Genomic DNA, 19,231 nt, shown 5'->3' with positions numbered 1-19,231 from the left:
GACCGGCCCCCTTCCCTGTTCCATTGCTACAACAGACGCCGTCATTCCCCCCCGGCCGGCGTCGGCGGGATCATTCCCGAACGCTCGGCCTCGGGCCGGGACAGCCAGGCCTCCATTTCCGGCGCCGGCAGTGGACGGCTGAAGAAATAGCCCTGCACCTCGTCGCAGCGCTGGGCCCGCAGGAAGTCCAGCTGGCCGGCCGTCTCGACGCCCTCCGCGATCACCTTCAGGCCCAGCGTGTGCGCCATGGCGATGATGGCGCGCACGATGGCGCCGTCGTTGCGGTCTTCCGGCAGGCCGCTGACGAAGGAGCGGTCTATCTTCAGATAATCGAGCGGAAAGCTTTTCAGGTAGCTCAGCGAGGAATAGCCGGTGCCGAAGTCGTCGACCGCCAGCCGCACGCCGATGGCCTTGAGCGCGGCCAGCGTGCGCGCGGTGCGCTTGGCGTCGTGCATCAGCATGCTCTCGGTCAGCTCCAGTTCCAGCAGCCGCGGCGGCAGGCCGCTGGCCTGCAGCGCGGCCTCGACGGCGCGCACCAGGTCGGCGTCGTGGAATTGGCGCGCCGACAGGTTGACCGCGATCGGCAGCGCGACGCCGAGCCGCTGCCGCCACGCCTGCGCCTGGCGGCACGCCTGGTTCAGCACCCATTGGCCGATGCGCAGTATCAGGCCGTTCTGCTCGGCCAGCGGAATGAACTCGGACGGCGCGATCCGCCCCAGCAGCCGGGCGTCCCAGCGCAGCAGCGCCTCCATGCCGGCCATGCCGCCCCCGTCCAGGCTGGCCCGCGGCTGGTAGTGCAGCGACAGCTCCGCGTTGCGGATGGCGTAGCGCAAGGCATTGCCGATCTCGACCCGGCGGCGGGTGCTGCTGCTCATCTCGGCCGTGAAGTACTGGCAGCGGTTGCGCCCCTCGGCCTTGGCGCGGTACATCGCGGTCTCCACGTTGCACAACAGCGTCTCGGCGTCGTCGCCGTCCTGCGGCGCCTTGCAGACGCCGATGCTGCAGCCCAGCGCCAGCTCGTACCCGTCGATGTCGATCAGCTTGGCGACCAGGCGCAGCAGGCGGCGCGCCAGCAGGCCGAGCCCGACGTCGCCGCCGGCCCATTCGACCAGTATGGCGAACTGGTCGCCGCCGACGCGGGCCAGCAGGCCGGTGCCGCCGATGGCCCGCTCCAGCAGCGCGGCGCAGCTCACCAGCACGCGGTCGCCGCGTGCGCGGCCCAGGCCGTCGTTGATGTCGCGGAAGTGGTCGAGGCCGAGCAGCAGCACGCCGACGCCGCCGGCGCCGGCGGCGGTGCGCGCCAGCGCCTGGGACAGGCTGTCGCGGAAGCTGTGCCGGTTCGGCAAACCGGTCAGCGGGTCGCGCTGGGCCAGGAAGGCCAGTTGCGACTGGTAGTCGCGCAAGCGGGTGACGTCGCGGCCGATGCCGACCAGACGGCCGCCGCCGCGGCTAGGCACGCGGGAACGCACCATGGTCAGTTGCAGGATGCCGCGGCCGGCCGGCAGTTCCAGCGCCAGCTCCTCCTCGACCGCCTCGCCGCTGGCGCTGCAGCGCTGGCAAGCCGCGTGCAGGCGCGCGCCGGCGGCGGCGTCGAACAGCCGGGAAACGGGCTGGCCCAGGATGACGCTGTGCGGCAGGCCCACCAGGCGGACGAAGGCGGGGTTGACCTGGACGCAATGGAACTGGCCGTCCTCGCCCGCCTCGATCAGGTACAGCGCGTCCGACACGTGGTTGAAGATTTCCTGGTAGCCCAGGGCGCTGGCGTCCAGCGCCAGCTCGGCCGCGTAGCGTTCGGCCAGCTCGAACTGCAGGCGGCGATTGCTCTCCTTCAGCTCGGCGGTCCGCAGTTCCGCCTCGCCGAGCAGTTCCTGGCGCACCCGCCGCAACTGCCGTGTCTGCCCCTCGAGGCGCAGCCGCGCGTCGCGCAGCTGCAGATGGGTGCCGACCCTGGCCGCCACCTCGTCCACCTGCAGCGGCTTGGTGACATAGTCGACCGCCCCCAGCGCGAACGCCGACAGCTTGGTCTCGGTCTGCTTGAGCGCGGTCATGAAGATCACCGGGATGTCGTCCATGCCGCCGCGCGCCTTCAGTTGCCGGCACACTTCGAAACCGTCCATGTCCGGCATCATGGCGTCGAGCAGGATCAGGTCGGGCCGGGCGAATCCGATCCGGCGCAGCGCCTCGGCGCCGCCCTGCGCGACGATCACGCGGTAGCCGAGCGACTCCAGGTGGTCGACCACGAAGCCGAGGTTGCTCGGGCGGTCGTCGGCGATCAGGATGGTGTGGCGGGGACGGTCCGCCGCCTCGGGATGGACGGCATTGCTCATCGCACTGTGCAAGGTTGCGCAAGGCCAGCATGCGGTCGGTCGCGGCAGCGCGTATGGCGGTGGCCGGTTTCCCCTCGAACGGCGTCCATGATATTCCCTGGTCTATCGGTCAAAAATCCGGCCGCGGACTGCTCAACCGGCGCGGAGTTTGCTGCGTGACATCGCCCATCGGCGCGATCGCCAGCGGATGAAAGTTATCATGATGCAAAAGTTTCAGGAATCAGCGCATCCCGATCCTGACATAGGGAAATCCCTACACCGCGCCCGCCGTCCACCGCCAGCTCCAACGACTCGTCGTCGCCCTAGACGGCCTTGAACACCGATTTCGATTCCAGATAGCCGTCCAGCGACGCCCGGCCCATTTCCCGGCCGAGGCCCGACTGCTTGAAGCCGCCGAAGGGCACCGACGAATCGAGCATGCTGTGGCAGTTCACCCAGACGGTGCCGGCCTTGATCCTCGGTATCAAGCGCTGCATCCTGGACGAGCTTCCACGCCGCGACCAGCAAGGGGAAGTTCCACGGCACGATGGCCGCGACCACGCCGACGGCTTCGCGGCGGGTATAGGCGAAGAACTCGCCCCGCATCGCGTACGGCACCGACACGTCCACCGTCGAGCCCTCGATCTTGGTGGCCCAGCCGGCCATGTAGATGTGACCATCGAGCGAAAACCTGGCATATCCATAGCTGTCTCCAAAGTTATTGGTGCGATATTCAACCGCCGCGGGCGGTCGTGATGTAGGCCCAGAGCGCGTCCAGGTCCCCTTCCTTCAGCGTCGCCTTCCACGGCGGCATGTTGCCCTTGCCGTTCATGACCGACTCGCTGAAGCGGGGGTAATCCTCCGCCCGCAGGCGCCGCAGGTCGAAGGACACGGTGCCGGGATTGACCAGGTTGGGGCCGTGGCAGTGCTGGCAAAACTGGCGGTAGACGCGCGCGCCGCGGATCTGGTCGCCCGCCGGCGGCGCCGCGCCGGCGGCCGCCGAGAGCGACGCCAGCACGGCGACGGCGACAACGCGCGCGAGACGGGCGAAGTGGGATTGGGGCATGTGCATTCCCGTCATTGGTCCATCAGGGCGAAAGTCCACACCGAGCCGCCGGTGGGGATGTTCTTGAGCCGCTCGTCGCCGCTGAACAGCGTGTAGACGCCGCCGACGCCGCTGGTGACGGTCACGTACTGGCGGCCGTTGCGCTCCCAGGTGATCGGCATGCCGACGATGCCCGAGCCGGTCTGGAACTGCCACAGCTTCCTGCCGCTCTTGCTGTCATAGGCCAGGAACTCGCCGGTCATCGCGCCGGTGAACAGCAGGCCGCTGGCGGTGGTCAACACCCCGGCGAAATTGGGTATCGCCGAGGGCACCTGCCAGCGCGTCTTGCCGCTGACCGGGTCGATCGCCTTCAGGTAGCCGCGGTTGCCGTTCTCCGGCCACGACAGCGACGTGAATTCCATGCCGAGGTAGAAGGCGCCCTTGTTGTATTCGGGGTCCACGGTCTTGTACGGGAAGCCGATGTTGAGCGTGTTGGCATAGACCAGGTGGCTCGACGGGTCGTACGACATCGGCGACCAGTTCTTGCCGCCGAGCGCGGACGGCCAGACATCGATGGCCTGCTCCATGGTCAGCGACGCGCGGATCTTTTTCGTGTCGTCGGTATCGATCGGACGGCCGGTCTTCATGTCGATGCCCTTGGCCCAGGTGATCTTGTCGATGAAGGGATTGGCCCGCAGCAGCTCGCCGGTGGCGCGGTCCAGCACATAGAAGTAGCCGTTGCGGTTGGCCTGCATGACGACCTTGCGCCTGGTCCCGTCCATCGGCAGGTCGGCGATCACGAGTTCGTTGGTGCCGTCGTAGTCGAAGGGATCGTTCGGGGAGAACTGGTAATGCCAGACCACCTCGCCGGTCTTCGGCCGCACCGCGATCACCGAGCCGATATACAGGTTGTCGCCCTTGCGGTAGGCGGCGTTCCACGGGCCGCCATTGCCGACGCCCCAGTACACCAGGTCCAGTTCCGGATCGTAGGTGCCGGTCAGCCAGGTCGGGCCGCCGCCGCGCTTGTGGGTCTCGCCCGGCCAGCTGTCGCCGCCGGGTTCGCCCGGCGCGGCGGTCGTATGGCGGCGCCACAATTCCTTGCCGGTGTCCGGATCGAAGCCGGCGATGAAACCGCGGGTGCCGTATTCGCCGCCCGAAATGCCGCTGATGAGGACGCCATTGGCGACCAGCGGCGCGCCGGTCGCCGCGTAGCCCTCCTTGTAGTCCTGCAGCTTGGCGCGCCACAGCTCTTTGCCGGACCGCATGTCGAGCGCCGTGAGCTGCGCGTCGAGCGTGCCCCGGAACAGCTTGCCGCCGTGCGCCGCCAGGCCGCGATTGAGTATGCCGCAGCAGACCACGCCGAACACGTCCGGCGCGTAGTTGAGCGAGGTCTTCCAGAGCTGGCGGCCGCTGAGCGCGTCGACCGCCAGCGTGGCGTCGGCCGTCGGCAGGTACATGACGCCGTCGATCACCAGCGGTTGCTGCGACTGCGCGTGGTTGCTGGCCAGGCTCAGGTTCCACACCGGGACCATGCGCTTCACGTTGCCGGTGTTGATCTGCTTGAGCGCGCTATGGCGGCGTTGGCCCTGGTCGAGGCCATAGACCGCCACGTCGCCGTTCGCCGCATGCGCGGACGGGGCGGCGAATTGCAGCGACATCGCCGCCGCGAAAATCATTTGCTTCATATCGTTTCCTTGGGGGCTAAGGGTTCAGTAGACTTGCAACAGGCGCAGGTTGAGGCGATTGCCCTCCTTGAATCCGTCGCGCACCGACACGTCACGCCCGTAGGTGGCCAGCAGTTGGGTTGCCGGCCGGACGAAATACGAGGCGCCGATATTGAATTTGGTGGTGTCGCCGCGGTCCCCCTGGCGGGCCCCGTTGACGCTGGTCTCGCCGGTGATGGTCCTGAACACGCCGCCGCGCAGATCGAAGCCCGGCGCCACGTGATAGCGCAGGTGCGCCTGCGCGCCGTAACCGGTCTTCTGCTCGAGGGTGGCGCCCGCCGCGCCGAATTCGGTGTTGCGCCCGTACACGGTGAAGTCGCCGACGACGTCGAGCGACAGCGACGTCGTCAGCGCGGTGATGTAGCCGGCCTGCAGCGTGAACCTGGCGCGGTTCTGGCCCAGGTTGAGCGCCCTGTTGCGGTCGTACTGGCCGGTCGGCAGGATCAGGAAAGGCGTGACGCCGAAATAGGTGTTGCCCTCCTTCCGGTTGACCAGCCACACCGTCGCGGCGAGCATGAGGTCGCCGGTGCCGCCCGTGTCGCCCAGGAAGCCGGTGCCATCCTTCGCCTTCAGCCTGCCGAAGGGCAGCAGGAATTGCGGATCGACGATATAGCCGCCGATGTCCATGAAGTGCACGCCGCGTGCGATGCCGACATCGGAATCCAGTCCCGCGTCGAGCGGCACGCGGGCGCCCTTGCCATACAGCTTGTCCCGCTCCGCGCGCTGGTAGTAGACCAGCGCGAGCTTGCTGCCCACCGGCAGCGCGGTGTAGTCGCCCGCGTCCACATCGATCGCCGCCGCCGGGCCGCCGGCGAGCGCGGCCAGCGTGGCCAGCACCGCGCCGGCATGCGGGCTTGCGCAAGCGCGCAGCGGATACGTCTTGCCCTTCCTGAACTCTGTCTGCTTCATGCAACTCTCCTCTTCTCCATTGATTATTTTGTGAACGGCCTCCGCGGCCGCCCTCACTCCGTACCGCAATGCGCGTGCCACGCCCGGGCAAGCCGCCACTTGCGGGAGAAAAGCCATTGAAATGAGGAACTTGGCGCGATTGCCAGGTCGCGCCGAACGGCGTCCCGCGTCACGTTACGCGCCAGTGGCCGGCGTCACGCTGTCCAGAAAGTGGACACGCGGCGCCCGGGCTTTGTCGTCCCGGCGACAGTTGCGCCGCGCCGCGTCTGATACAACAAGACACGGATAAAAAAGGAGACAACCATGATCAATCCGGATCAGCCACGCATAGACCCGCGCCAGCGTTTGCCCGAGATCGTCAGGAATTCATGGGACAGGTCGCGCCGCTATGGCATCTCGCCCTCCGATTCGCTGCTGCTCAACGAAGTCAGCAAGGCCCTGCAGCGGCGCGTGCGCGAGCGCAACCAGCGGCTGGCCGGCTTCGCGGCGCCGGAACTGGCCGCGCTCCAGCACAGCATAGGCGGCGCCGGCTGGATGCTGGCCTGCCTCGACGAGGAAGGCACCATCGTCTCCACCTTCGGCAAGTCACCCGGCGCGTCGTCGCGCCTGGAACAGGTCTTGCGGACCGGGGTTTCGCTCAGCGAAATCGCGGTCGGCACCAACGGGCCCGGCTGCGCGATCGCGGAACGCAAGCCGGTGGTGGTGAGCGGCTGCGAGCATTACCTGCAGGAGGCGAAGGACCTGGTCTGCGTCGCCGTGCCGGTGTTCGATCCGGCCGGGGAACTGGTCGGCGCGCTCGACGCCAGCAGCCTGAGCCACAGCGACGCGGGCGCCGCCATGGAAGGGCTGGCCCTGGCCGCGCGCGCCATCGAGAACCGCTTGATGTACGACATCCGGAACGCCATCCTCATCCGCATTCATCCGCGCTCGGACATGCTGGGCACGCCGCTCGAGGGCTTGCTGGCATTGTCGGAAGACGGCTGCGTGCTCGGCTTGAACCAGACCGCGCGCCATCTATTGGCGCTGGTGGACGCCAGGGGCGGGAAAATCGCGTTCGAGACGCTGTTCGACGCGCCATTCCACCGGACGATGGACCGGCTGCGCGCGGCGCGGCAGGCCCCCGTGCAGTTGCGCGGCACGGGCGGTCTGGCCCTGCATGCCCGGATCGGGCTTGGGGGCGAAGTCAGGCGCGAGGCGCTGCGCGGGGTGAAAAGCGCGCCCGGCGCGGACCTCGCGGCCGGACCGCTGGCCGGCGTGACGCAGCGGGACGCGCGGGTGGAGGAAATGTTGCGGCACGCGCGGCGCGCCTATGCCCGCGACATCCCGGTCTTGCTGACCGGCGAAACGGGCACCGGCAAGGAAGTCGCCGCGCGCCTGATGCACGACGGCGGACCGCGCGCCCTCGGACCCTTCGTCGCGATCAATTGTTCGGCGATTCCGGCCAGCCTGATCGAATCCGAATTCTTCGGCTACGTGGAAGGCGCTTTCACCGGCGGGCGCAGCGGCGGCGCGGCCGGCAAGATGGAGCAGGCCAACGGCGGCACGCTGTTCCTCGACGAGATCGGCGACATGCCGCACGAACTCCAGGGCCGCTTGCTGCGCGTGCTGCAGGAACGCAGCATCACCCGCCTCGGCGCCAGCAAGGCCACCGGCATCGATATCGCGGTGATCTGCGCCACCCACCGCGACCTGCCCCGGCTGGTCGCCGCCGGCGGCTTCCGCGAAGACCTGCTTTACCGTATCAACGGCCTGCACGTCCGCTTGCCCGCGCTGCGCGAGCGCGGCGACATCGACGCGCTGATACTGCAAATGCTGCGCGAGGCGAACGCGGGACTCGAACTGCCGCGGATATCCGGGCTGGCCATGCGGACCTTGCTGGGGTATGCATGGCCGGGCAACATCCGCCAGCTGCGACATGTGCTGCGCATCGCGTCCATGTATGCCGAGGACGGCGGCTGTATCGAGCCGTGCCACCTCCCCGAGGAAATCACGGGCGGTATGCGGCCGGCGGCGCGGCCCGCCGTTGACGAGCCCGTATCGCTGTCGCACATCAAGCGCAACGAGCTAGACTTCATTCGTGGCGCGTTGCGCGCCACCAGGGGCAATATTTCCGCCGCCGCGCTCCACATCGGCATTTCGCGCCAGACCCTGTACCGCAAGATGCGCCTGTATGGAATCGAGGCCCGGCAATAGCGGTGTTTTCAGGCGCTCGCGGCGGTTCACTAACTTATAAATCAAAAAATAAGTTTCCATAAGTATCCGCTGACATCATGCAGAAATTCGTCTCCACCACATAATTCCGCAATGTGATTCACCAAAGCAATAACGGCCATTAAAAAATTAAGGATCATCATATTGTTTGTGAATATATGAAATCGAAATTTAAAATTGGCCTTATATTTCTCCCCTACGCATAATGTGCTCAAGGAAAGAACACTTTTAAAGGAGAAAAGCATGAACATCAGCAAATCCATGGAATTCATTTTCGTCGGAGCCCTGGTCCTGATCGGCGCGACCGCCGCCGCAACCGCCGCCGTGCCCAAGCTGATCGCTCCAAAAGCCACTGTTGCCGTCGCCAAAGTTAGCGCTATCCAAACCGTGGTCGTGACCGCCAAACGCCTGACCGCCGAACAAAAGGCCGCGCTGGCCGACTAAGGTGAAACGCGCCGCCGGCCACGGCGGCGCGGATTAAAGTCAGAACAGATTGCCCTGCGCGGTGGTCAGGTTGGCGAAGCTGTCGTGCATCGGCAGCAGGATGGAGTCGGCGATCGGCTGCAGCTGTTTGGACAGATAGTGTTCGTAGTCGATGGTCGAACGCAGCGCTTCCAGCGGCTCCGGCCCGCTCGTCGTCATCACGTAGCTGATCCATCCGCCGTTCTGGTAGCGCAACGGCCGCCGCAGCGACTTGTTGAATTCGTCGGCCAGCCGCGCCGCCCGCGCCTGCGGCGGCGCGTTCACCTGGTAGTCCTCCAGCCGCTGCCTTAGGCGCTTGCGGTAGACCAGCAATTCGTCGAACTCGCCGGCCGCCGTCTTGCGCGCGTAGTCGCGCACGTACTCCTCGTAGGGCTCGGCCTTGAAGATGCGCAGGAACAGGCCGCGCTGGAATTGCTGGGCCAGCGGCGTCCAGTCGCTGCGCGCGACCTCCAGCCCGCGGTAGATGACCTCCTCCTCCCCCTTGCCGTTGACGGTCAGGCCGGCGTAGCGCTTCTTGCTGCCCATGTCGGTGCCGCGTATGGTCGGCATGAAGAAGCGCTGGAAGTGGGTGTCGAATTCGATCTCGAGATGGCTCTCCAGTCCCAGCTGCTCCCGCAGCGTCTTCCTCCACCACGCGTTGATCTTGTCGGCCAGCCCCTGCCCGATGGCCAGCGCGGCGTCGTTCGCGTATTCCTTGCGCAGCCAGATGAAGATGGAGTCGGTGTCGCCGTAGATCACGTCGTAGCCCTCCTCCTCCACCAGCACGCGCGTGAGCTTCATCATCTCGTGGCCGCGCAGCGTCACGGAGGACACCAGTTGCGGATTGAAGAAGCGGCAGTCGGGCGAACCGAGCACGCCGCAGAAGGAATTCATCAGCAGCTTCAGGGCCTGCGACAGGGGCTCGTTCTTCTGGCGCTTGGCGGCGTCCCGGCCCTCCCACAGTTGCGTGGTGATCGCGGGCAGGCAGTGCTTCGCGCGCGAAAACACGGCGCCGCGCATGCCGGGGACGACGGCCTCCGGGTCCCGCTCCGCCTGGCCGACCACCAGGCCGACCGGATCGACCAGGAAGGTGCGGATGATGGAAGGGTACAGGCTTTTGTAGTCCAGCACGACCACGGAGTCGTACAGCCCGGGCTTGGAGTCCATCACGAAGCCGCCGGGGGACGAGCTGCCGGAAACGTCGCCGACGCTGGGCGCGACGTAGCCTTCGCGGTGCATGCGCGGCAGGTAGTGGTGGCTGAAGGCGGCGATGGAGCCGCCGAACTGGTCGGCCTGCAGGCCCGTCACGTTGGCGCGTTCGACGATGAAGTCCATCAGCCTGGCCTTGTCGAAGATGCGGGTGACCAGTTCGCAGTCCTTCAGGTTGTAGTGCGCCAGCGCCGGCTTGTCCTCGCGGAAGCGGCGCTCGATCTCGGCCATCTTGTCGTAGGCGTCGCCGATGTCCTTGCCCTCCCCCAGCATGGTCTGCGACACGTTCTCCAGGCTGAAGGACGGGAAGGTCCACGAGGCCGAGCGCAGCGCCTCGATGCCGTCGATGGCGACGCGGCCGGCGATGGAGGCGAACACGTAGCCGTCGCGCGCCTGGTGGGTGCGCCAGTCCACCGTCTTGCCCTCGCGGCCCAGCAGCAGCGGGACCTTGTGCTTGTCGGCGTTCTTCTGCAGCACGCGCAGGTCGAACTGCACCAGGCTCCAGCCGACGATCACGTCCGGGTCGTGGGTGTGGAACCAGGCGTTGAGCTTTTCGATCAGTTGCCGCGGCGTGGCGCAGTATTCGAGGTCGAAGCCGGGGTCCGCGGCGGTCCCCTCGGGCGCACGTCCCAGCATGTACACCTGGCGCTGGCCACAGCCCTCCAGGGCGATGGAATACAGGTCCTCGAAGGCGCTGGTCTCGATGTCCAGCGACACCATCCGCAGCGCGGGACGATAATCGGGCGCCGGTTTGAGCTTGCAGTCGGTGATGGCGGCGCCGTTCACGGCGCCGCCATCGACCTGCACCGAGGCGGTGATGAAGCGCTCCATCAGATACCGCTCCGGCGGGCGGATGTCGGCCTCGTACAGCTTGATGCCGTGCTCGCGCAGGCCGCGTTCCAGCGCGGTGAGCTGCTTGTACTGGGAGGAATAGACGCCGACGACGGGTTCGTTGTCGAAGGTCTTGAGGGGCAGGTCGCGCAGCTCGATGCCGGGCGCGCCGGACAGTTGCGCCTCGATGGCGGGGCGCAGGCCGGCCTCGGCGAACGCGACGGATGTCTGCGATGTCAGCCGGACTTTTCTCGGGCCGTCGTCGGTCGCCAGCCAGAATTCGATTTCCGTTCCATTCCGGGTGTCGCGCCAATGGCGGGTGAGAATAAAACCTTGCTGGGATGTCGGAGCCACGGTGATGCCTGAACGATGGTGTGTTTGCCAATTATACTGTACATAAACACAGCCAAGTTGGCGAGGGCGGCTTGGGGCGGATGCGGCGGCGGCCAACGTTCGGCGGCGGTGGCGGGGACACCCCGCTCAGGCGGTGCACACCACGTCGATGCCCGCGCAGCCGGGTAGCGCTATCCAGAACGTGCTGCCCATCCCCACCGTGCTGACCACGCCCATCTCCCCCGCCATCTTCTCCACCAGGTGCCTGGTCAGCACCAGCCCCAGCCCGCTGCCCTCCTGCGTGCCGCCCTCCTGCCCCAGCCGGTTGAAGGGCTGGAACAGCGAGGCCACCTGCTCGTCGTTCAGGCCCGGGCCGGTGTCCTGCACCGAGATGCGCAGCTGCTCGCCGCTGGCGGCGCCGCAATGCACGGTGACGCAGCCGAATTCGCGGTTGTACTTGATGGCGTTGGACATCAGGTTGATCAGCACCTGCTTGAGCCGCATGCGGTCGGCGGTGACCCAGGCCAGTTCCGGCACCGCCACGCGCAGGTCGATGCCGCGCAGGCGCGCCTGCGGATCGACCAGGGTGCGGCATTCCTGCAGCACCGGCGCCAGCGCCATCCGCTCCAGGTCCAGCGACAGCGCGCCGGACTCGATTTTCGCCAGGTCCAGCAGGTCGTTGGTCAGCTTGAGCAGGTGGCGCGCGCCGAGCAGGATGTTGTTGGCGAACTGCTTTTTCTGCGCCGGCGTGGAGACCAGCTTTTCCGAGGTGAGGATCTGCGCGAAGCCGAGGATGGCGTTGAGCGGCGTGCGCAGCTCGTGGCTCATGTTGGACAGGAAGGCCGACTTGGCCTGGTTGGCGCGGTCGGCCTGCATGCGCGCCACGCGCAGCTCCTCGTTCATGCGCACCAGCTGCACCGCGTGCTCGCGCAGGCGCCGCTCCAGCAGCTCGTTCTGGATGCGCAGGTTGCGCGTCTCCAGCGCGCGCACCAGGATGGGCAGGATGGCCGAGATCTTGAACGGCTTGAGGATGTAGTCCAGCGCGCCCACCTGCATGGCCTGCACCGCCGAGGAGATGGTGCCCTCGCCGGTCATGATGATGCAGGCCAGGTCGGCGTCGATGGCGCGCGCGGCCTGCACCAGGCCGATGCCGTCCAGCCCGGGCATCATCAGGTCGGCCAGCAGCAGCTGGAAGCGGCCGCCCTGGCTCGGGTCCGGCTCGCGCGCCTGCATCGCTTGCAGCGCCTGCCACGCCTGCAGCGCCTGCATGGCCTCGGCGCCGGAGGCGCAGCCCACGGTGTCGTAGCCGTGCGCGCCCAGCGTGTCGCACAGCGCGCGCATGTGCGCCACTTCATCGTCCACGATCAGGATGCGCGACCCCATTCAAGCCTCCTCTTCGCAACAGGCGGCCAGCGCCTCGCGCAGCTCGCGCAGCTTGGGCGGCTTGCCCAGCACGCGGTCCACGTGCACCGGCATGTCGCCCTCGGCCACGATGCGCTGGCCCCAGCCGGTCAGCAGGATCACCGGCGTCGAGGGCGAGAGCTGCTTCACGGACTGCGCCACCCGGCGCCCGTCCACGTAGGGCATGCCCAGGTCGGTGATCACCAGTTCGTACGGCTCGCCGCGGGTGTGCGCCGCGCGGAAGGAGTCGATGCCGGCCTGGCCGCCGTCGGCCGCCACCACCCGGTGGCCGTCCTGCTCCAGGATGTCGCGCAGCGACTTGAGCACCAGCGGGTCGTCGTCCACCGCCAGAATGCGCACGCTGCGCCGCAGCGCCAGCACCGGCGCCTGCGGCGCGCCCTGCTCGGGCGAGGCCGGCACGTCGAAGCCGACCCGCATGGTGGTGCCCTTGCCGGGCGTGGACAGGATCTCGATGCCGGCCCCGTGCCGCTCCACCATGCCGTACACCATGGCCAGGCCCAGGCCCGTGCCGCGCTCGCCCTTGGTGGTGAAGAAGGGTTCCAGGCAGCGGCGCCGGGTGTCCTCGTCCATGCCGACGCCGCTGTCGGCCACCTCGACGCAGGCGCGGCGCGCGGCGCCCTCCATCAGCCGCGTGCGCATGGTCAGCTGGCCGCCCTCGGGCATCGCGTCCACCGCGTTGAACACCAGGTTGGTGAGCGCCTCGCGGATCTCGCCCTCCATGCCCATCACGGCCGGCAAGTCCGGCAACGGTTCCATCGCCAGCCGTATCGTCACGCCGCGCTGCTGCGGCAGGTCGTTCCAGCGCGCGCGCGTGAGGTCGGCCACCTGCTGCATCAGGCGGTTCAGGTCCACCGGCGCCTGGCTGGCCTGCGGCTCGCGCGCGCGGTAGAACTCGCGCATGCGCGCCACGGTGGCGGCCACGTCGTCGATGGCGCGCTTGATCACCTCCAGGTTGGTGCGCGCCTTGGCGCTGAGCCCGGCCTCCGTTTCCAGCAGCGATTCGGTGTACAGCACCACCGGCGAGATGGCGTTGTTGATGTCGTGCGCGATGCCGCTGGCCATCTGGCCCAGCGCGCGCAGGCGCTCCTGCTGCAGCGCCGCCTGCTGGGTCTGGCGCATCTCGTCGTAGGCGCGCTGCAGCGCGGCGTACAGTTCGCTCTGGTTGGCGGCCAGCGCCACGTGCTCGCTGAGCTGGCGCAGGAATTCGCACTCGCCGCTGCTGAAGCTCTCCGGCGCGGTGCGCGCCGCCACCAGCACGCCGAACACGTGGCTTTCCACCAGCAGCGGCGCCAGCACCAGCGCGCGCAGCCCGCCGCGCGCCAGCCGCTTCGGCAGCGGGAAGTCGACCTCGCCGATGTCGCCCTCGTACACCAGGTGGCCCTGCACGCAGCGCCCCAGGCCGTTGGCGTCGATCGGGATGTGGGTGCGCTCGAGCAGCGGGAACTCCAGCGCCAGCGCGGCGCTGTGCAGCCCGACGCAGCTCACCACCAGGCGCTCGTTGCCGCGGTCGTACAGGCAGATGCAGCCGAAGTCGATCGGCAACTGGTCCTCCAGGCTGCGCACCACCACCTGGAAGATGCTGCGCAGGTCCTGCCGCTCGCCCACCGAGCGGGTGATCTGGTGCAGCAGGTTGAGCCGGCCCAGCTGCGCCAGCGTGCGCGCCTCGGCCTGCGCGCGCTGCGCCATTTCCGATTGCAGCGCGGCGTTGGCGCCGGCCAGCGTGTCGCGCGAGACGGTGGTCTGCTGCAGGGTGCGCGTCATGCCGTCGAAGGCGCGCGCCAGGTCGCCGATCTCGTCGCGCGCGGTCAGGTTGAGGCGGAAATCGAGGTTGCCCGCGCCCACCAGGGCGGTGCCCTCGCGCAGGCGCAGCAGCGGCCGCGCCACGCTGCGGAAACCGGCCAGCGCGGTGCCCAGCACCACCAGCATCACCAGCACGCCGAACAGCACCACCGCGACGCTGGCGCGCTGCTGCGCCGCCAGCAGCTCCCTGCGGCTCAACTCGGACAGCCGCAGCGCGTCGACGATCATCAGCTGCACCTTGTTGGCGATCTGGCCGGACAGGCGCGACTCGAATTCGACGGCCACGGCGCGCTCGGGCGCGCCCTGCTGGCCCTTGGCCTGCTGCGCCACCAGCACGTCGAACAGCTTGTCCAGGCTGGCGTGGGTGCGCCGCAGGCCGGCCAGGATCTGCATCTCCTCGCGCTCGCCGAAGGCCTCGGTTTCGCCCAGCAGCTTGGCCAGCGACGCGCTGCGCAGCTGCCACTGCGCCTCGGAGCGCTCCTCGTGGCGCAGCACGTATTCCTGCGTCAGGTAGCGCAGCGCGGTGACCGCGTTCAGCACCTCTCCCGCCGTCTCGTTCTTCACCAGCTCGCGCTGCACCCGCTGCGAGGTCGACAGCAACACCAGGACGATCAGCGCCACGATCGCCGCCGAGAACAAGGCCATCAGCTTGAAGCGGGTCGCCAGGCGCATGCATCCCCCTAATGGATGACCGTCACCGCCGCCGGCGCCACGGCCTTCAGCGGCTGCAGGTCGATGGCGCCCAGGTAGTTCGGCATCGGCACGGTGGCCACCAGCTGGTTCGACATCGCCCAGCGCGCCTCCTCCTCCAGCGCCAGCAGCAACGCCTGGTCCAGGCCGACGCTGAAGCGGTAGCTGGGCCACAGCTCGCGCCACTTGGTGGCGGTCGACTTCATCACCGCCGCCGTCATGGCCTGCGCCGCCGCCGGCTCCTCGCGGCAGTAGCGCGCGCCTTCCACCACCGCGCGCAGCACCTTCTTGATGGTCTCCGGGTGGCTCACCACGTACTCCCTGCTGCCGGCGATGTTGTAGGGGATCTCGTACAGGTCCTCGGCGTAGAACACGGTGGCGTTGCTGCCCAGCTGGGTGGCCAGGCCGTCCAGGAAGGGCTCCCAGCTGGAGACCGCGTCCACGTCGCCGCGCTGCAGCGCGCCTGCGAACTCCTCGGCCTTCAGGTTGTGCAGGGTGACGTCGCGCGCCGACAGCAGCTGGCGGTTGAGCACCGCGTTCAGCACGAAGTGCGCCGAGGTGCCCAGCGTGACGCCGATGCGCTTGCCCTTCAGCGAGCCCGGGCCGGTGACGCCGCGGTCGCGCCGGCCGACGATGCCGTGGTCGCGCTCGGCGCGGAAGAAGGTGGCCACCACCGACACCGGCACCTTGTCCAGCACCGCGAACATGATGGGGATGTCGGCCACGGTGCCCAGGTGGGCGCGGCCCTGCAGCGCCGCCTCCAGCGCGGACTTGCCGCTGTTGTGGTTCTGGATCTGCGCCGCGATGCCGGCGCGCAGGAAGTAGCCCTGCTGCTGCGCCGCGATGATGGGGCACATGCCGACATAGCTGGTGTTGGTGGCCAGGATCACCGTTTCCGGCGCGGCGGCGGCGTTCCCGTCCGCGCGGCCGTGCCACAGGTAGGCCGCCAGGGCGGCGAGGCCCGCGCACAGCAGCAGCAAGGCGATCACACGCTGCACTTTCTGGGTCATCGTTACGCCTCCACGAGAGTCGGGCAGGTGACTGGCGGGATGCAATGCGAAGCGCGCCGCCCCATGCCGAAGTTGACCCGGATCAGCTTATACACTATTGGCAACATTCGCAATAAGGCCACGGAGCCCCGTAGTACAGGCTGCGCGCGGCTTGCAAGCCCATAGGTACGGGTTGTTCCCGGGTATTCCTGTTACATGCTTATACAATTTCCGCAATGCACTTCAGCTAGAATGCGCCTTCGTGTTTCAGGTCCGGATTACCCTCCTCCCCCCTCTTCAACGACATTTACCGATGCGATCTATAGCTCTTTCCGCGCTGTGCGCGGCATTGTGCGCGGCGACGGCCATCCCGGCCGCCGCGCAAACCCCCATCACGCTGGACCAGGCCATGTCCCACCCGGACTGGATAGGCACGCCCGTGGAAACCGCCTGGTGGAACTGGGACGGCAAGCGGGTGTATTACAGGCAGAAGCGCGCCGGCTCGCCGCTGCGCGACACCTTCCAGGTCGACACCGCCGCCGCGCCGCGGCTGGTGGGCGACGCCGAACTGGCCGGCCTGGACTCGGCCACCGTCGTCTACCACCGCGACCGCTCCCGCGCCATCGTGTTCCGCAACGGCGACCTGTTCGAGCGCGACCTGAAATCGGGCGCGCTGGCGCAGATCACGCGCGGCATGTCGCCGTCGCCGGCCGCCGCCCAGTACTCGGCCGACGGCCGCGCCGTGCAGTTCCGCGCCGGCGCCGACTGGTACAGCTGGAACCGCGCCGAGCGCATGGTGGCGCCGGTGGCGCTGCCGCGCGCGGCCAGGGACCCGGCCGCGCCGCCCGAGGCGGGGCAGTCCGAGACGGCCCTGCGCGACATGCAACTGCGCCTGATCGCCACCCTCCAGCGCCAGAAGGACGAGCGCGACGCGCTGCGCGAGCGCGCCGAGCAGGAACGCCGGGCCGACGCCACGCGCGCGCCGCAGGCCGTCTACCTGGGCGACAAGGAGGGCATCGACGGCAGCGCGCTGTCGCCGGACGGCCGCTACCTGCTGGTGGCGACCTCGCCCAAGGGCGACAAGGGCCGCGCGAGCAAGATGCCGCGCTACGTGACCGAATCGGGCTACGAGGAAAGCGACGACGAGCGCACCCGCGTCGGCCGCGACACGCCGAAGCAGCAGTCGCTGCACCTGGTGGACCTGCGGACGCGCAAGGTCACGCCGGTCTCCTACGACGCGCTGCCCGGCGTCGGCGCCGATCCGCTGGCGGCGCTGCGCGAGGAACAGAAGCTGCCCGCGCTGAAGGGCAACCGCGCCGTGCGCCTGGACGACGAAAGCGGCGGCGGCATGGTCTGGAGCGGCGACGGCGCGCGCGTGGCCGTGATGCTGCGCGCGGTGGACAACAAGGACCGCTGGATCGCCGCCGTCGACCTGGCGGACGGCGGGCTCAAGCCGCTGCACCGCGTCAGCGACACGGCCTGGATCAACAACAGCTACAACCAGTTCGGCTGGCTGCCGGACCACGCCACGCTGTGGTTCCTGTCCGAGGAAAGCGGCTACGCGCACCTGTACACGCTGGGCGCGGACGGCAGGCGGCGCGCGCTCACCCAGGGAGCCTGGGAGGCGACCAATGTGCGCTGGTCGGCCGACGGATCGGTGGCCCACCTGCTGTGCAACCGCAAGACGCCGGGCGCCTACGAGGTGTGCGCCGTCGATGCCCGGGACGGGTCGGTGCGCGAGGTGACCGCGCTCGACGGCGGCGTCGAACAGTTCAGCGTGTCGCCGGACGAGCGCAAGCTGCTGGTGCACTACTCGTCCGCCTACCTGCCGGCGCAGATCGCCACCGTCCCCGCCGCCGGCGGCGCGGCCGTCAAGCTGACCGACACCCGCACGCCCGAATTCAAGGCGCGCCAGTGGGTGCAACCGCAACTGGTGGCGGTGCCGTCCACGCACGGCGCGGGCCCGATCTGGTCCAAGCTGTACCGCCCGGCCACGCTGGAGGCGGGCAGGAAGTACCCGGTGGTGTTGTTCGTGCACGGCGCCGGCTACCTGCAGAACGCCACGAAGCGCTACTCGAACTACTTCCGCGAGCAGATGTTCCACAACCTGCTGGTGGAAAAAGGCTACATCGTGCTGGACATGGACTACCGCGCGTCCAAGGGCTATGGCCGCGACTGGCGCACGGCCATCTACCGGCAAATGGGGCATCCCGAGCTGGAGGACTACGTCGACGGCGCCAACTGGATGGCCGCCAACCACCAGGGCGACATCGACAAGGTCGGCATCTACGGCGGCAGCTACGGCGGCTTCATGACCTTCATGGCCATGCTGCGCGAGCCGGCGCTGTTCAAGTCCGGCGCCGCGCTGCGTCCCGTGACCGACTGGACCACCTACAACCACGAGTACACCTCCAACATCCTGAACACGCCGGAGCTGGACCCGCGGGCCTACCGGAAATCGTCGCCGATCGAATACGCGGACAAGTTGCAAGGCCACCTGCTGATCGCGCACGGCATGGTGGACGACAACGTGTTCTACCAGGACTCGGTGCGCATGGCGCAACGCCTCATCGAACTGAGGAAGGACAACTGGGAACTGGCCAGCTACCCGCTGGAGCGCCACGCCTACCTGCAGCCGGAGAGCTGGTACGACCAGTACCGCCGCATCTACCAGCTGTTTGAACGGACGCTGAAGAAATAAGCGGGGCCAGGACGCCACCTCGAATGAAGGTGGCGTTTTTTATTTGCCGTCGCGGCGGCGGCGCCTGCGTTTTTCGCGCCACTTATCGAAGATGTCGCAGCCGCAGTTGGACAGCACGTCGCACGCGCACTCCCCGGCGCCGCCGACCGCCCGCTTGCCGCCTCCGGGAAGGTCGCAGGGACCGTCGCACGGCAGGTCGCAAGGCGCGTCGCAGAACCCCGCCTGATGCCGGAACGCGCCATGCCTGCTCTGCGGGGCCGGCTGCGCGTGCAACCGATGCGTCAAGCCGCAGGCGCACAGCCTGCGGTCCAGGAGCGCCAGCCCGCGCCACACGCCGTGCCGCGCGATCACCCTGTGGCCATAGGCGGAACAGCTGTCCCGTCCCGTGTGTGTGCGGAAGGCGCACGAAAACCCCTTGTACGGCGACAGGTAGCGCTGATAAGCGCGGATCGCCCACAGCGCGGCGCCTCGCAGCGCGGTTTGGAAAGTCGGCATGGCCCACCTTTGAAATAGGTGCGGCCACTCTCTCATGCATTGCTTAAGGAAAACTTATCAAGATAGCCGGTCCGGCAGGGCTCGCGCAAACAGGCGCCGGTCCG

Annotated in this window: 12 protein-coding genes and 2 pseudogenes; 3 read left to right on the top strand and 11 right to left on the bottom strand. The window is 68.2% G+C overall.

Translation table 11 applies throughout. The annotated features are described in order from the left end of the window. Positions 1-41: 41 nt before the first annotated feature. From BM436_RS02115 to BM436_RS02090, 6 genes and pseudogenes are all read right to left on the bottom strand, one after another. The gene (locus BM436_RS02115; protein WP_093552944.1) at positions 42-2,327 is read right to left on the bottom strand and encodes a two-component system response regulator; all 2,286 of its coding nucleotides are present in this window, start codon (positions 2,325-2,327) and stop codon (positions 42-44) included. A 302-nt stretch (positions 2,328-2,629) separates the two neighbouring features. Further along, positions 2,630-2,794 (bottom strand): annotated as a pseudogene (locus tag BM436_RS37660) (aldehyde dehydrogenase family protein); the annotation flags it as partial. A gap of 18 nt (positions 2,795-2,812) precedes the next feature. Next, positions 2,813-2,975: pseudogene (locus tag BM436_RS38780) on the bottom strand (aldehyde dehydrogenase family protein); the annotation flags it as partial. A gap of 64 nt (positions 2,976-3,039) precedes the next feature. Next, positions 3,040-3,372, bottom strand: coding sequence for a c-type cytochrome (locus BM436_RS02100; RefSeq protein WP_218164798.1), 333 nt, complete (start codon positions 3,370-3,372; stop codon positions 3,040-3,042). An 11-nt stretch (positions 3,373-3,383) separates the two neighbouring features. Further along, a complete protein-coding gene (locus BM436_RS02095) occupies positions 3,384-5,036 on the bottom strand; it encodes a PQQ-dependent dehydrogenase, methanol/ethanol family (protein ID WP_093552938.1) in 1,653 nt (550 codons plus the stop codon). A gap of 24 nt (positions 5,037-5,060) precedes the next feature. After that, the gene (locus tag BM436_RS02090; RefSeq protein ID WP_093552936.1) at positions 5,061-5,984 is read right to left on the bottom strand and encodes a transporter; all 924 of its coding nucleotides are present in this window, start codon (positions 5,982-5,984) and stop codon (positions 5,061-5,063) included. Positions 5,985-6,287: 303 nt separating this feature from the next. Between BM436_RS02090 and BM436_RS02085 the strand changes: the two genes are divergently transcribed. Continuing rightward, the gene (locus tag BM436_RS02085) at positions 6,288-8,177 is read left to right on the top strand and encodes a sigma-54-dependent Fis family transcriptional regulator (RefSeq protein WP_093552934.1); all 1,890 of its coding nucleotides are present in this window, start codon (positions 6,288-6,290) and stop codon (positions 8,175-8,177) included. Between the two features lie 261 nt (positions 8,178-8,438). Continuing rightward, the gene (locus tag BM436_RS02080) at positions 8,439-8,639 is read left to right on the top strand and encodes a hypothetical protein (RefSeq protein ID WP_093552932.1); all 201 of its coding nucleotides are present in this window, start codon (positions 8,439-8,441) and stop codon (positions 8,637-8,639) included. Positions 8,640-8,678: 39 nt separating this feature from the next. On the opposite strand, the gene BM436_RS02075 is transcribed toward BM436_RS02080, so the two are convergent. The 4 genes from BM436_RS02075 to BM436_RS02060 all read right to left on the bottom strand — a co-directional run bounded on the left by BM436_RS02075 (position 8,679) and on the right by BM436_RS02060 (position 15,952). After that, complete coding sequence (locus BM436_RS02075; protein WP_093552930.1) at positions 8,679-11,051, bottom strand: DNA polymerase II; 2,373 nt, start codon at positions 11,049-11,051, stop codon at positions 8,679-8,681. 126 nt (positions 11,052-11,177) lie between these two features. Continuing rightward, entirely contained in the window at positions 11,178-12,413 is a 1,236-nt protein-coding gene (locus BM436_RS02070; RefSeq protein WP_093552928.1) for a hybrid sensor histidine kinase/response regulator, read from the bottom strand. Then, the gene (locus BM436_RS02065; RefSeq protein ID WP_093552926.1) at positions 12,414-14,924 is read right to left on the bottom strand and encodes an ATP-binding protein; all 2,511 of its coding nucleotides are present in this window, start codon (positions 14,922-14,924) and stop codon (positions 12,414-12,416) included. It abuts the gene before it with no gap. Positions 14,925-14,932: 8 nt separating this feature from the next. Then, entirely contained in the window at positions 14,933-15,952 is a 1,020-nt protein-coding gene (locus BM436_RS02060; protein ID WP_093552924.1) for an NrtA/SsuA/CpmA family ABC transporter substrate-binding protein, read from the bottom strand. 292 nt (positions 15,953-16,244) lie between these two features. Between BM436_RS02060 and BM436_RS02055 the strand changes: the two genes are divergently transcribed. After that, positions 16,245-18,632: a prolyl oligopeptidase family serine peptidase gene (locus BM436_RS02055; protein WP_093552922.1), complete on the top strand. Its 2,388-nt coding sequence runs from the start codon at positions 16,245-16,247 to the stop codon at positions 18,630-18,632. 39 nt (positions 18,633-18,671) lie between these two features. On the opposite strand, the gene yidD is transcribed toward BM436_RS02055, so the two are convergent. Then, positions 18,672-19,127, bottom strand: a complete 456-nt coding sequence (gene yidD / locus BM436_RS02050) for a membrane protein insertion efficiency factor YidD (RefSeq protein WP_229488772.1) — start codon at positions 19,125-19,127, stop codon at positions 18,672-18,674. Positions 19,128-19,231: the final 104 nt, after the last annotated feature.

This window comes from Pseudoduganella namucuonensis (genome assembly GCF_900116645.1).
In the GTDB taxonomy this organism is placed as follows: Bacteria; Pseudomonadota; Gammaproteobacteria; order Burkholderiales; family Burkholderiaceae_D; genus Rugamonas; species Rugamonas namucuonensis.
Note: the sequence above shows the minus strand (reverse complement) of the source record. Positions and strands in the feature narration are given on the sequence as shown.

Excerpts from the sequence above, each read along its gene's own strand:
- BM436_RS02115 (WP_093552944.1), bottom strand. The coding sequence starts at position 2,327 with ATGAGCAATGCCGTCCATCCCGAGGCGGCGGACCGTCCCCGCCACACC.
- BM436_RS02100 (WP_218164798.1), bottom strand. The coding sequence starts at position 3,372 with ATGCCCCAATCCCACTTCGCCCGTCTCGCGCGCGTTGTCGCCGTCGCC.
- BM436_RS02095 (WP_093552938.1), bottom strand. The coding sequence starts at position 5,036 with ATGAAGCAAATGATTTTCGCGGCGGCGATGTCGCTGCAATTCGCCGCC.
- BM436_RS02090 (WP_093552936.1), bottom strand. The coding sequence starts at position 5,984 with ATGAAGCAGACAGAGTTCAGGAAGGGCAAGACGTATCCGCTGCGCGCT.
- BM436_RS02085 (WP_093552934.1), top strand. The coding sequence starts at position 6,288 with ATGATCAATCCGGATCAGCCACGCATAGACCCGCGCCAGCGTTTGCCC.
- BM436_RS02080 (WP_093552932.1), top strand. The coding sequence starts at position 8,439 with ATGAACATCAGCAAATCCATGGAATTCATTTTCGTCGGAGCCCTGGTC.
- BM436_RS02070 (WP_093552928.1), bottom strand. The coding sequence starts at position 12,413 with ATGGGGTCGCGCATCCTGATCGTGGACGATGAAGTGGCGCACATGCGC.
- BM436_RS02065 (WP_093552926.1), bottom strand. The coding sequence starts at position 14,924 with ATGCGCCTGGCGACCCGCTTCAAGCTGATGGCCTTGTTCTCGGCGGCG.
- BM436_RS02060 (WP_093552924.1), bottom strand. The coding sequence starts at position 15,952 with ATGACCCAGAAAGTGCAGCGTGTGATCGCCTTGCTGCTGCTGTGCGCG.
- BM436_RS02055 (WP_093552922.1), top strand. The coding sequence starts at position 16,245 with ATGCGATCTATAGCTCTTTCCGCGCTGTGCGCGGCATTGTGCGCGGCG.
- yidD (WP_229488772.1), bottom strand. The coding sequence starts at position 19,127 with ATGCCGACTTTCCAAACCGCGCTGCGAGGCGCCGCGCTGTGGGCGATC.